Consider the following 14126-nt stretch of genomic DNA (forward strand, 5'->3'; position numbering starts at 1 on the left):
GGTAGGGGAGGTAGGGGAGGTAGGGGAGGTAGGGGAGGTAGGGGAGGTAGGGGAGGTAGGGGAGGTAGGGGAGGTAGGGGAGGTAGGGGAGGTAGGGGAGGTAGGGGGAGGTAGGGGAGGTAGGGGAGGTAGGATGCCCATCCCACAAAATTGGGTAATTTATTTTTTGGTGTTCCCTAAGAAACCAATACCTCCGGCAGATTTACAAAACTCTCAATCACCTGACGCAGATCAAAAACAACCTGAATCTGAGAATCCCCAAATGCTTGTACTTGAGTTAAAGATTCACAAATCTTTTTTAACTGCTCCTGTAACCTATCAAGCTCATCCTGAATAGGTTGCAGAGCTTCCTGATAAAGATTCACTCTCCCCCAACATTCAGCAGTTGCAGTTCGTAAATTCAGTAATTGCTCCTGAATAGAATCAACTTCCTGACGCTTTACTTCTACCTCCTGAGTTTGATGATCAATAGCCCCTTGATCCGCTGCAATAGTAACAAGTATCAAAGCTATATCACCTTCTAGCTTCTCAATTTCCGCAGATTTTCGCTGTTTCTCGGCTGCAAATTGGGAAACCAATAATTCTAAATCACTAGATTCCCCCTTAATCTCCACCGAAATCCCTTGTCTTTGCCACAATACCACTTGATTCTGCTGGAGAGTTTTTTGTTGTCCAATCAAATTGCGTCTTTGTCCCACCAAACTCTCGTTCAGCATCTGATAAAGATCCTGTTCATCCACTAATTCTAACTCTAAATTTACCAGTTCTTCCCCAGTGGCATTAACAATTTTTTGTTGAAGTTCTTCTATAAGTTCTTGCTTGTATTCAAGCTCCTGCTCCTGTTCCTGCACAAAATTAGAATCCCTATCTAACTTCTCCTGCCAATCTTGCACCATTTTCTCCAATTCTTTCAGAGGCATTTGTTGCAAAGCCGTCACATCAACTTCCGGTTTAGCTACCTCAGCAACAGTCTTAGTCGCCAAAAGATGCAGCTTTTGGTAAAATTCCTCCTCAGTTTCTAAATACTGTTTGAGTATGGAAGTTAATTCCTGTTTACTATTAACTATTGTTATTTGTAATTGTAACTGGGTAATTTCTTGTGCTAGAGAATCCTGTGCCTGTTGCAATTCATTTTGGCGATCGCCCAAAGTTTGCACCAGTTCCTCTCCCTCCCTTTGCTGCTGATTAGCTGCATGACGTTGGATATCCAACTTTTGCCAATGCAAATTCAAAACATCCTGCTGCTTATTGGCAAGTTCAAAAGCGTAATTAAGACTTTCCTTAACTATATTAATAGGAGCAGATGTAACAGATAAACGATTAAGCAAATCACTTAGCTTTTGACCACGCTCATTATCTACAGATTGAGACTGCTGAAGATTTAATCTGATCTCCTCTAAACAGCGTTGCTCAACGCGCAGATGTTCCCAAGCACCTTCTAAATCCTGGCGATTACGTTCAACTTCTGCCTGTAACCGCTCAATTTCCGTCCGAGACGTATTAATCAAGTGTTGCTGCGTATCTATCCGCTTAGAATCATCCTCCAGTTTTTGTACCTCGTCCCACCGGGATTCCATTTCTATTTCCCGACGATTCAGTTCCTGAATTTGTAGCTTCAGCGACTGTTTCCACTGGTCAATTTCCTCCTCCTTAAGTTTAAACTTTTCCACTTGTCGGGAAAAATTTTGCAAAATATTCACCAATGGACGACCAGCATCTTGAATCCGCTGTACTTGACGATTTGGACTCAAATCCACCAGTACCAATGCACCATCATTCAATTTACTTGCTTCATCAGTAACAATCATTTCGTCCGGGACTGGACTCCAATTTTGATCAGCACGTTGACAAGCGATCAATTTTAGTTCGCTTTTGCCACCGCCACTAAGTAAGCCACCTTTCTGTTTTTGTACTTCTGCTAAATACAGCACACCGTCAATCCTTTTGATGTACTTTGTGTCCGTGTTCTAGGATATACCGTAGATGATTCTGTCAACTTGGTTTTGTTCAACATTAGTCTAGCAGCACAAGGAAGATAAAACTATTTTCTTAGATATCATATATATTAATACTTGCTCAATACCTTGTCCATTTTTTGTAGGTCGGGTTAAGCGACAGCGCAACCCGACGCATTTGTTGGGTTATAGCTGATGCCTACGGCTCCCGCAGGGATACGCCACACTTCGTGAACTTACCTCAACCCAACCTACAAATCAAGACTTTTTTCGATTTGGACAAGGTATTGTTGCTGATACTTAATTAATGCTTTGTAGCTAAATGCAGGGAAACTTAAATGAGATTGATATTTGCAGTATTCTCCAACTAATTGAGTTAGGACAACGGACTGGACAATTATGGGTAGAAGCCCGCACATCATATCCAAGTCACCAACTCAGTGGAGAAGAAACCTTCAAAAATCGGCAAGGAGGAGAAAATACACCACAATCATGGTTTGTATTTTTTCTCAACGGTCAAATCGTCTATTGCCAAGCAGATGACAGTAGCTTATCGCGGATTGACGATTACCTGCGTTATTACCGAGTCGAACAGCCGCTTGAATCTAAACAACTGGCATCTCTAGCAGTCACTAATTCTCCAGAATATGCTTATATTTGGGCACTTTTGGAGCAAAATATTATCACTCCGAAAATTGCTCGGACAATCATTTATGGCTTAGTCCAAGAAACTTTATTTGATCTGTTGAGCTTGCACCAAGGCAGTTTCATCTTTGAATTAGGGACAGCAATAGTACCACAATTAACCACCTTAGAAATTGCTCCATTAGTTGCCAAAATCACCAAACAAGTGCAAGAATGGAAGCAATTATACCCACATATTCAATCTACAGAACAATTACCCATTTTAGCTGATATGGCTAAATTAAGTGCCTCCTTACCAGAAGATACAGTCAAAAAATTACATAAATGGGCTGATGGAAAAACTTCTCTACGCCAACTAGCTCGTTATCTCAACCGTGATATTTTAACTTTAGCAAAAGCTATATATCCTTATGTCCAAGAAGGTTGGCTACATTTAGTATATTCAGACACATATAAACTTAGCAAAGAAAAACAAAACCTAGAAACAAAAAAACATAAAGGGCGGGTAGTATGTATTGAAGATACATTAGTGATTTGTGAGACGATAGAATCTATTCTAAAATTGCAAGGTTATGACGTGATTTCCATCACTCATCCCTTACAAGCTTTGAGTCTCGTCTTTCAACTCCAGCCAGATCTAATTCTCTGCGATATTGCCATGCCAGTATTAGATGGTTACGAGATTTGTGCCATGTTACGGCACTCCACAGTATTTCGGTCCGTGCCAATTATTATGCTGACTGGCAAAGACGGATTTATTGATCGCGTTCGTGCCAGCATGGTAGGGGCAACTGATTACCTGACTAAGCCTTTTACAGATCAAGAATTGCTCATGCTAGTAGCACAATATCTCAACTTAGATCATTGTCCAAGTGTGCAAATAGGAGATAAGACTTGTTGATTGATGACAAGATAGGGTAAAAGATGTGATCACAGGAATAAAATTTAGTTGTTTAACTCTCTTCCATACACAGTAAAGTAGGGAAATAATAGACTTAATTTATACAGTTAATCTTTGCCATCACCGCAAATTATTTTCCTCAACGGAAAATCTAAATCAGGAGGCTAAATAGACATTTATGAGCACAATTCTCATTGTTGAAGACAGTATTGCCCAGAGGGAGATGATTACAGACCTACTGAAAGCTAGTGGCTTAAAAGTTACTCATGCCAGCGATGGTGCAGAAGCTTTAGAAGCGATTCAAACCACACCTCCCGATTTGGTGGTTTTGGATATTGTCATGCCCCGCATGAACGGCTATGAACTCTGCCGACGATTAAAATCTGATCCTAAAACCCAAAATGTTCCTGTTGTCATGTGTTCTTCTAAAGGTGAAGAATTTGATCGCTATTGGGGAATGAAACAAGGGGCAGATGCTTATATAGCAAAACCTTTCCAACCAACTGAATTGGTAGGAACAGTCAAACAACTCCTGCGAGGACAAGGATGAAAATAATATGGTTAGTAAACCAGATTTTTTAAGTGGTACAGGGCAAGATCAATTTCGTCCCGAATTACAACTAGAAAGTCCTGAAGGTGAGTTGCATTTGCGGTTTTATCTGCCCTCACGTCAGGAGTTTGCACTGCAAGCCACGGGAATTCGGGAAGTAATTGAACTTAGTCCTGATCAGATTACACCAATTCCTAACACATCGCCCTTACTATTAGGTACGCTAAACTTACGGGGGCGCTTGATTTGGGTGGCTGATTTGGGTCAATTTCTAGGGGAAACAACGCCATTAAACACGGATTGCTCAGAAATTCCAGTCATTGCCATTGAAGATCAGGATACGATAGTAGGCTTAGGGGTAGAAGAAATTTGTGGGATGGACTGGCTTGATGTACAGTATCTAATGCCACAAAATAACGTACCAGATGCGATGGCTCCGTTTTTGCGTGGAGAATGGTTATTTGATACAGAAAAAGAAAAAAAATATTTGCGACTACTGGATCAGATAGCAATTTTGCGAAGTGCGCGGTGGGCAGGGTGAAATTAGTCGGAACTCAATTGGGAGGGAGGAAATGGAAACACGTATAAATTCTCAAGAAATAACCTATGATAGAGCTAGAACAGCCTATGAGCAGCAAGATTATGAATTAGCTGCGATAGTGATTAATCAGTTGATGCAGAATTCACCAGATGACCCTGATTCACATTTGCTAAAGGGACACATCTACTATATGTTGCAACAATATGATGTAGCCAAGAATGAGTATCAAATAGTATTGCGTCTAACAGATGATCAAGAAAGTGTTAGTCTTGTTCATAATTGTCTAGCAACTATAGATCAGTTTACACAGCCCTTTGGTGATGATGAATCTCTGTCTCAGGGGACAACTGAAGTATCTTTAGATTCAGGAGTTATGAGGAATTGGCATGGTAGCAACCTGGAAATGAACTCCTTTGAAGAATACGAATCACCCCTAGATATTCAAGAACATAATCCGTTTAGTGATCCAGATAGTCTAGAATTTGATAGCGATTCATTGGATACTGCCACGACTGATAATCCCTTTGCCTTATCTAGTGAATATCTCGCGGATAATCCGATATCAGATCAATTAGAATTATCACCTTTTTGGCAAGAAGGAAGTTCTGCCGGTCATAATCATGGGGATATTAATAACAATCTAGCTAATGGCAGTTCAGTCATGAGTAATGGTGAGGAGAGCTATTCACCTTTTGCAGAAACTAAATTATCGGTTGATGATGATTCTGAAAACCAGACTGAGCTATTCATGGGGGAAGATGAAGATATAGATAAATTGATGGATGATAATTCTCCAGACTTAACCACTAGTGTAATAAATACATATTTGGAGATTAATGAACAGGCTATCAACAACGATAATAATATAGGAAATAATTGGCAAAATAGCCAGGAAGAGGACTTTTCTCTCAGTAACCAAGATAGTCTACTGCATAATATATCCGGGGAATCTGCACCTAGATCACAGGCCCAACTCAATCAGCAATCAGGATCATTTATCAACGATTCTGTACCACCACAACGGCAGTTTAATTTCAACTCCTCATTAGGAAAAAATAATTTTGATGATGATAGCTTTGATTTAGATGCGTTTGAATCGGCTTTTGGGTCAGAATCTGAAGTAGATTCGAGGAGTGAAACCTTTGTTTCCACTCAAGATACCAGTAATATCTCTAGTGGAAATATTCGCAAGAACAATATAGATTTTCTCAACGACTTTGATGAATTTGATGATCTCGGTGATATCCCCGGCTTTGAACTCACTGAAGATGATAGTTTTGATGATAGGCGAATACTGTCAGAATCCCTGGATAGTCAGGGAAATTCCCAAGCTCAATTTGTGAATAACTCATTCGCTAATGAAAGAGGGGATGCTTATCAGGATCTCAGTCATCGTGATGAAGAACTATTCACAATTACAGGTAATCAAGAAGCATCTCGTATATTTACTCAATCAGACCTTGCGAGGACAGAACCAATTGTCACCTCAGAACAAGGGCTATTTGGACTTTTTGAAAATGCCTCCTTAGAGCATAAACAATGGTGGATAGCTGGCAGCGTCGGTTTGGTATCAATGTTGGGTGTAGCTCTGGTTAGTGCTTTGACAATTTCCATTTCACCGGCTCAACAACGGGAATCCGTGAGAAATACAGGGTTGTTAATGGCTTTGGCTGCGGGAGCTACAGGTGCAGCTACTGCCGGGTTTATGGGGAATCTCACCCTTAAACAAATTCGCCGGACTACAAAGGACTTACAAGCTCAGTTTGATTCTGTGCGTCAAGGTAATTTGAATGTGGAAGCTACTGTTTATTCACAAGATGAATTAGGCTACTTGGCTACTGGCTTTAATGATATGGCTAGGGTAATTTTCACAACTACCAATGAGGCGCAACGTAAAGCCATTGAGATGGAAGAAGCGAAGGAAAGCCTTCAACGTCAGGTAATTCGCCTTCTGGATGACGTAGAAGGAGCAGCTAGGGGAGATTTGACGGTTCAAGCTGAAGTCACAGCCGACGTACTGGGAGCGGTAGCGGATGCCTTTAACCTGACAATTCAAAACCTGCGGGATATTGTCCAACAGGTGAAAGTGGCGGCACGGGATGTGACCAAAGGTTCAACTAATTCAGAAACCTTTGCGAGAGCTTTATCTGGGGATGCTTTGCGACAGGCAGAAGAGTTGGCTGTGACGTTGAATTCTGTACAGGTAATGACATATTCCATTCAACGGGTAGCAGAGGCGGCTAGGGAAGCGGAAACTGTAGCCCGTGATGCTAGTAAAATTGCTCAGAAAGGGGGCGAAGCGGTAGAAAATACGGTGGCAGGGATTTTGGAAATTCGGGAAACTGTGGCAGAAACTACTCGCAAAGTGAAACGTTTGGCGGAATCTTCCCAGGAAATTAACTCTATTGTTGCCATAGTTTCACAGATTGCTTCTCGAACTAATTTATTGGCTCTTAATGCCAGTATTGAAGCGGCGAGAGCAGGAGAAGCGGGTCGAGGGTTCGCTATTGTGGCTGATGAAGTGCGACAGTTGGCTGATCGATCTGCGAAGTCTTTAAAAGAAATTGAGCAAATCGTGATGCAAATTCAAAGCGAAACTAGCTCAGTGATGACAGCTATGGAGGAAGGGACACAACAGGTAATTCATCAGACTAAATTAGCAGAAGAAGCCAAGCGATCGCTAGATAATATCATCCAGGTAGCCGATCACATTGATATTTTAGTACGATCAATTACCAGTGATACTGTAGAACAAACGGAAACCTCCCGTGCTGTCGCCCAAGTCATGCAATCTGTGGAATTAACGGCCCAAGAAACCTCTCAAGAAGCACAGCGGGTTTCTGGAGCTTTGCAACACTTAGTGGGAGTGTCCCGCGATTTAATTGCCTCCGTGGAACGCTTCCGAGTGGAAACTATCGAATCTAGGTAAGAGGCAAAAGTCAAAAGGCAAAAGGAACAATTAATGTTTACCTCTATGCCTAGTAGTCTGTCAACCCGAAAATGATGGGTGAAGGCAAGCAGGGGGAGAAGAGAGGCAGGGGGGGCAGGGGATAAATTTGACAGACCACTAGTACAACGCGGTGTAAATAAACCAACCATTCTAAATCGTTAAAAAGCCTATAAGTAGTCGGACAAAATTAAATTCACTCGTTGAGAGAGGGAACAGGGAACTCTTAACTGGGAACAGAAAAATCAATTGTGTAATTAATTCTGTCCCATTACTTACTGTCTTCGTTTTGACTTTTGACTTTTGACTTCCGCCCTGCGGTACTAGTCTGTTAACTTTTTTGTTTGCCACGCGCCTTTTCTTGCACCTTTTACCTGTAGTAAGCCGATTTAATTAACTATGCAGCCGGAACAACAACAACGGATTTTAGGTTACTTTCTCGAAGAAGCCAGAGAACACCTAAACACTATTGAACAAGGATTACTGAATCTTCAAGGAACCCTGGAAGATTCAGAAATGATTAATGAAGTCTTCCGTGCAGCCCACTCTATCAAAGGTGGTGCGGCTATGTTAGGTCTGAGTAGTATTCAGCACACATCCCACCGTCTTGAGGATTGCTTCAAAATTCTTAAAGAACATCCTATTCAAGTAGACCAAAGATTAGAGTCTTTGCTATTGGACATCTGTGATACATTAAAAGCCTTAATAGACAATCTTGGCAATCCCTTTGGGTTATCAGAGGAAAAAGCTCAAGCTTTGATGTCAAAAACTGAACCAGTCATGCAATGGCTGAATGAGCATATAGAACTACTGCTAAAACAAGGTAATAATCAAGTATTAAACCCTAGTAGCGCATCTCCTACCCGGTTGCACATAGAGCCACCTGTTTCCCCACAGATACAAAATTCACCGATACCAAGTAAACAAAATCAGGATTGGAGAGAGTTTCAAGCACAGGTGTTACAAGTTCTGCGGGAAATGTTGCAACAGTTTAAAAAAACTAACCTAGAGACTTCCCGTAACAATTTACAAGAATGCTGTCATCAATTAGTAAAAATTGGTAGAGAATTAAATTTATCAAATTGGTGCAATCTGTGTGAATCAGCAGCCCTGGCTATATCCAATCCCGATAATAGTTATTTAACTTTAGCCAAAATAATTATTACTGAAATTAAGCAAGCGCAAGAATTAGTTCTGCAACATAGAGATGGGGAAATTACTATTAGTCAACAATTAGAAAATCTGTTTCCTCTTGCACAACTGGAGTTATTAGAATTTGCAGAAACCGAAACTGGGGAAACTTTATTTACAGATACGACAGAAATAAATTTAGAACCTAACATCAATGGATTTACCGATCCAGATTTGTTTGATCATCAATCAACTGTGACTGAGAACTCTCCAGAAATAGGAATCTCTGAGTTAAACACTCTGGCTGATTTATTTGAAGGCGATACCCCCGATTTAGAAAATAATTGGCAACAAGAAGAAATATTAGAAGATATCACCAACTATCAGTTACCAATTACCAATAGTGAAGTTGAAGAGAATAATTACAATTTAGCTGATTTACTCTTCTTTGAAGATAACAATATACATAAGATAACTGCAAATAATCATGAGGATTTAAGTCTCTTATTTGATGATAGTTTATTAGAATCAGGGGATATAGCAGAAACAGTTAGTTCTCAACCGATAGAACCTAATAATCTGTTGTCAAATCATACAGATTTACAATTTCCATCAGATGATGTATTGCTAGAATTAATCTCAATTTCTAGACAATCACGGCAGCCTAATTCTGAAAATGAGACAAATAGCAGTAATAATTTAGAAGAATTATTGACCTTCATAGCCGATGATGAATTAATATTTACAGATGAAACAACTGAATCAGAAAATACTGCGATAGCAGAAATAGCTACAGAACCTCAAATCAATTTTGATAATTCCTTTTTATCGGCAAATACAGATGCCAATTTTCCAGTAGAAGTTATTCCTACCACTGTAAAAACATCAAAAATAAAACCATCGGCACCAGAAAGTTTATCATTAGATAATTTATTTACAGCGGTAAAACCCCAGCCACCCCTGGTCAATGAAATTGATGATTTATTCAGGACACCAGAAATAACAACTAATCTTGCTAATTCAGTAGATGATCCAGATAACTTCTGGGATGATCTAGGCATAAGTGACTCAGAAAACACCTCTGTAATTAGTCAAGATATAGCTAAAGAACTAGAGGAGAGTTTATTTAGTGCATCTCTTGAAATTGGCACAAAATATCAGCAATTAACGACAAATAATCATGTAGATAAAAAAGGGTTTAATCCAACTTCCCAAGAACAATATTTTGATTTATTCTTCACGTCAGATAGCGATACTGGGGCGGAAGTCATAGATAATTTATTTGATGATTTTATAGATGCCAACTCTAACAATGTTTCCGAATCTAGAGAATTATTTCTACCAGAAATTAATAGTTTTTCTCAACCTCCAGAAGTAACAGCAGATCAAGAAATTTTTCAGCCTGTTGAAGATGGCAATGATGACGGTTTGATTTTGTTTGAAGAGGAAATAACATCTTCTAAATCCGGCACTAATCTAGATGTTACCTCTAATTTTGCAGATTTCAACTTAGAATTAGACTCAATTTTGCTAACAGCAATAACTACAGATAGTGCCGTAGTGGATGAAACTTACTCAGAATTAGAGTTAGAAAATCCATTACAATCATCTTCAATAGATGATTTTGCGGCAATAGAAGCACTATTGGATGAACCTGTACAAAAAGATATAGTAGAAGCATCTTTAATAGATGATTTTGCGGCGATAGAAGCACTTTTATCCACAGCATTAGGAGAAATTACTAATCAGGAGTCAGAATCTATCCCAGGGGAAGATTTGGCAGCATTAGAAGCATTGTTGGATGAGGTGGGAGACAAAGAAGCACAGATAATTATTGGACAGACACCAGTAATTGTTCAACCTGTAGTAACGAACTCTCAAAATACTTTTTCTTCCTTGGGATTAGAAGATGAATTTAGTGAATTAGAGGATTTATTAGAACAGGCTGATAAAACAATATCTGGCTCATCTGCCGCATCAGGAAAAACTTCTACTAGCAAAATCCCCATCCCCCGTCCGACAACTCGACGAACGATAAGAGAAGAAAGTATGAAAATTCCAGTTAAGCAACTGGATGATATGAGTAACTTAGTCGGGGAGTTGGTGGTAAATCGTAATACATTAGAGCAGGATCATGAACGTCTGCGACAGTCTCTAGATAGTCTTTTGGTTCAGGTACAGCATCTATCAGATGTGGGAGTGAGGATGCAGGAATACTACGAGCGATCGCTCTTAGAAGCCTCTCTCCTATCCAGTCGCCGTTATCGAGAACATGATGGACCACCATCAGGAAATTCCCATAATCGCGGGTTTAGCGAAATTGAAATGGATCGGTTTACGCCCTTCCATATCCTGGCACAAGAAATGATTGAGTTCATCGTGCGAGTCCGGGAGTCAGCCAGTGATATTGACTTTGTTACCGAAGAAACAGAACAGGTAGCAAGACAGTTACGCCAAGCAACTAGTCAACTACAAGAAGGATTGACAAAAGCCCGAATGGTTCCATTTACCCAAGCTGTTGATCGGTTGCGGCGAGGGGTGCGGGATAATGCCATTAGATATGGCAAACAAGTAGAATTAGTCACAGAAGGAGTGGATACCTTAGTTGACAAGATGATTTTGGATCGTCTCACAGATCCATTGACTCACATGGTCAATAATGCGATCTCCCACGGCATTGAAACCCCAGAAATTCGAGAAGCCGCAGGTAAATCACCCGTAGGTATCATTAATATTCGCGCCCTACAACAAGGAAACCAAACCATTATTTCTGTTAGTGACGACGGTGCAGGTATTGATCATCAAAAAGTTAAAAACAAAGCCGTTAAAAAAGGTATCCTCACCCCCGAACAGGCAAAAACCATGTCCCGGATTGATACCTACGAACTTTTATTCCTCCCCAGCTTTAGTACCGCCGATGAAGTAGACGATATCAAAGGTAGGGGTGTGGGCATGAACGTCGTCCATAACGATATCAGCGAAATTCGCGGTACTGTTGGTACTGACTCCACACTAGGTCAAGGAACGATCTTTACCATTCGTCTACCACTGACCCTAAGTATTTGTAAAGCCCTATTCTGCATTTGCGATCGCACCCGAATCGCTTTTCCAATGGATGGTGTGGAAGATACCCTGAATATTCCCAGCAAAAACATTCAGCAAGATGCTGACGGAGAATCATTTATCGTCTGGAGAGAGATTATTCTGCCCTTCAAGCCTTTAAAAGATATCTTAGTTTTTAACCGTCAACTTAGTCGTGGCAACATCTATGGGACTAAAAAAAATGATGACATGATTTCTGTCATCGTTATCCGTTCAGGCAATACAATGATTGCTTTACAAGTTGATCAAGTCCTCAGTGAACAAGAAATTGTAATTAAGCAATTTGAAGGACCAGCACCTAAACCAAGTGGCGTAGCTGGTGCTACAGTTCTTGGTGACGGCATGATCATGCCCATTGCTGACGTACTAGAAATCATTGACATCTTCCAAGGCAAGATGTCTAAACATATCGGTGGCAATTGGCAGCAAACAAATTCACCATCAGTAAACACCATCTCCGCTGACAAAGTAGAAACAACAGTATTAATCGTTGATGATTCCATCACAGTTCGAGAACTTCTATCTCTTACCTTTAGCAAAGCTGGTTATCGGGTAGAACAAGCCCGTGATGGGCAAGAGGCATGGGATAAACTTCGTTCCGGTTTACATTGCGATATCGTTTTCTGTGACATTGAAATGCCTCGTTGTGATGGATTAGAACTGCTGTCTCGAATGCAGAAAGATGGTTCTTTTAGCAACTTACCTATCGCCATGCTTACCTCTCGTGGTGCAGATAAACATAGACAAATGGCACTACAACTTGGTGCTAGTGGCTACTTTACTAAACCCTATTTAGAAGAAGCACTTTTAGAAGCAGCTTCGCGGATGCTAAAAGGAGAAAACGTCGTAGTTACAGCTTAATGAAGAATACTAGGACAACACGGCGTAAATAAACCAACCATTCTAAATCGGTAAAAATCCTATAAGTAGTCGGACAATACTCAAAACGGCTTGATTGTTTGATTCTAAACATAGGTGTTTAGCAGTGCTAAACACCTACACATCTGGGTTCTTTGTCATTTGGCAAAAGTTTAAATCTTACCCGTGTTTAGTATAACAACTTCAAAAATTCACAATAATTTCACCATAACTTCATATTTATGGATATTACACAATTTGCTCAATTAATTATCAACGGTATCGCTGTTGGTAGCATTATCGCCTTAGCAGCAGTAGGACTGACCTTAACCTATGGGATTTTGCGGTTGTCTAATTTTGCCCACGGTGATTTTCTCACATTAGGAGCTTATTTGACTCTCATGGTCAATGCTATGGGTCTAAATATTTGGTTGTCAATGATTGTGGCTACCGTGGGAACTGTGGGAGGAATGTTACTAGCAGAAAAATTGCTATGGTCAAAAATGCGGTCTATCCGTGCTAGTTCGACAACACTGATTATTATCTCTATCGGTCTAGCTTTATTTCTCCGCAATGGGATTATTTTTCTCTGGGGAGGTAAAAACCAAAATTATAATTTGCCCGTGATTCCGGCTTTAGAATTTGGGACTTTAAAAGTACCGCAAAATCAATTATTGGTACTGGGATTAGCTATTTTGGCGATTTTATCGCTACACTACTTGCTACAAAATACGAAAATTGGTAAGGCAATGCGGGCAGTAGCTGATGATTTAGATTTAGCTAGAGTATCTGGTATTAATGTTGATAGGGTAATTTTGTGGACTTGGGTAATTGCTGGGACATTCACTTCTTTAGGTGGGGGTATGTACGGGCTAATTACAGCGGTGCGTCCAAATATGGGTTGGTTTTTGATTTTACCTTTGTTTGCTTCAGTGATTTTGGGGGGAATTGGTAATCCTTATGGAGCGATCGCCGCCGCCTTTATTATTGGTATTGCCCAAGAAGTTAGCACCCCCTGGCTAGGTTCACAGTACAAGCAAGGTATAGCTCTACTAATCATGATTGTGGTGCTGCTTATTCGTCCCAAAGGTTTATTTAAAGGCACGATTTAAACAGCACCGATCTAGTTCTAACTATTCAATGATGTGGAAGTAGTAAGCTGCTACCAAAAAGTTAACAGCCAAAAGTAACAACGCCCAGCCAGTACGGAAAGCGTAGGAAGGTTTAGCAGCGGGTTTGCCTTTAGCAGTCATAAGCGGTTCTCCTAATTTAGTGACTTTTTAAGAAATAGCAAACTCACGCGCCAATTTTGCAAATTCTTTAAAAATATTTTTGTAAAGTTGGTTAGTTGTCAGTTGTCCGTTGTCCGTTGTCATCAGTAAAATTCCTCTCCCCGCTCCCCGCTCCCCTACTCCCCCCACTCCCCCTACTCCCCCTACTCCCCCTACTCCCCCCACTCCCCCTACTCCCCCTACTCCCCCTACTCCCCCTACTCC

The 14126-nt window shown here is 40.5% G+C and carries 9 protein-coding genes; 6 read left to right on the forward strand and 3 right to left on the reverse strand.

Features of this window, described 5'->3' with window-relative positions; translation table 11 throughout:
* Window positions 1–176: 176 nt before the first annotated feature.
* Entirely contained in the window at window positions 177–1931 is a 1755-nt protein-coding gene (hmpF, locus tag FJR37_RS18605) for a pilus motility taxis protein HmpF (protein WP_168466778.1), read from the reverse strand.
* Window positions 1932–2277: 346 nt separating this feature from the next.
* On the opposite strand from hmpF, the gene FJR37_RS18610 reads away from it, so the two are divergent.
* From FJR37_RS18610 to FJR37_RS18635, 6 genes are all read left to right on the forward strand, one after another.
* Window positions 2278–3501 (forward strand): response regulator, encoded by a 1224-nt coding sequence (locus FJR37_RS18610; RefSeq protein WP_168466779.1) that lies wholly within the window; start codon window positions 2278–2280, stop codon window positions 3499–3501.
* 178 nt (window positions 3502–3679) lie between these two features.
* Complete coding sequence (locus FJR37_RS18615) at window positions 3680–4051, forward strand: response regulator transcription factor (protein WP_027404669.1); 372 nt, start codon at window positions 3680–3682, stop codon at window positions 4049–4051.
* A gap of 7 nt (window positions 4052–4058) precedes the next feature.
* Entirely contained in the window at window positions 4059–4592 is a 534-nt protein-coding gene (locus tag FJR37_RS18620) for a chemotaxis protein CheW (protein ID WP_027404670.1), read from the forward strand.
* A gap of 31 nt (window positions 4593–4623) precedes the next feature.
* The gene (locus FJR37_RS18625; protein ID WP_168466780.1) at window positions 4624–7521 is read left to right on the forward strand and encodes a methyl-accepting chemotaxis protein; all 2898 of its coding nucleotides are present in this window, start codon (window positions 4624–4626) and stop codon (window positions 7519–7521) included.
* A 417-nt stretch (window positions 7522–7938) separates the two neighbouring features.
* Window positions 7939–12633, forward strand: a complete 4695-nt coding sequence (locus FJR37_RS18630; protein WP_168466781.1) for a response regulator — start codon at window positions 7939–7941, stop codon at window positions 12631–12633.
* 239 nt (window positions 12634–12872) lie between these two features.
* Window positions 12873–13742, forward strand: a complete 870-nt coding sequence (locus FJR37_RS18635; RefSeq protein WP_168466782.1) for a branched-chain amino acid ABC transporter permease — start codon at window positions 12873–12875, stop codon at window positions 13740–13742.
* Window positions 13743–13763: 21 nt separating this feature from the next.
* Here FJR37_RS18635 and psaX read toward each other — a convergent pair whose 3' ends face one another.
* Window positions 13764–13883: a photosystem I protein PsaX gene (gene psaX / locus FJR37_RS18640; protein ID WP_028083170.1), complete on the reverse strand. Its 120-nt coding sequence runs from the start codon at window positions 13881–13883 to the stop codon at window positions 13764–13766.
* A 27-nt stretch (window positions 13884–13910) separates the two neighbouring features.
* Window positions 13911–14126: hypothetical protein (locus FJR37_RS26550; RefSeq protein WP_217355326.1), on the reverse strand; the 216-nt coding region annotated here is incomplete at its 5' end.

Source organism: Aphanizomenon sp. UHCC 0183, assembly GCF_009712065.1.
GTDB lineage: Bacteria > Cyanobacteriota > Cyanobacteriia > Cyanobacteriales > Nostocaceae > Dolichospermum > Dolichospermum heterosporum.

Excerpts from the sequence above, each read along its gene's own strand:
- FJR37_RS18625 (WP_168466780.1), top strand. The coding sequence starts at position 4,624 with ATGGAAACACGTATAAATTCTCAAGAAATAACCTATGATAGAGCTAGA.
- FJR37_RS18610 (WP_168466779.1), top strand. The coding sequence starts at position 2,278 with ATGCAGGGAAACTTAAATGAGATTGATATTTGCAGTATTCTCCAACTA.
- FJR37_RS18615 (WP_027404669.1), top strand. The coding sequence starts at position 3,680 with ATGAGCACAATTCTCATTGTTGAAGACAGTATTGCCCAGAGGGAGATG.
- FJR37_RS18635 (WP_168466782.1), top strand. The coding sequence starts at position 12,873 with ATGGATATTACACAATTTGCTCAATTAATTATCAACGGTATCGCTGTT.
- psaX (WP_028083170.1), bottom strand. The coding sequence starts at position 13,883 with ATGACTGCTAAAGGCAAACCCGCTGCTAAACCTTCCTACGCTTTCCGT.
- FJR37_RS18630 (WP_168466781.1), top strand. The coding sequence starts at position 7,939 with ATGCAGCCGGAACAACAACAACGGATTTTAGGTTACTTTCTCGAAGAA.
- FJR37_RS18620 (WP_027404670.1), top strand. The coding sequence starts at position 4,059 with ATGGTTAGTAAACCAGATTTTTTAAGTGGTACAGGGCAAGATCAATTT.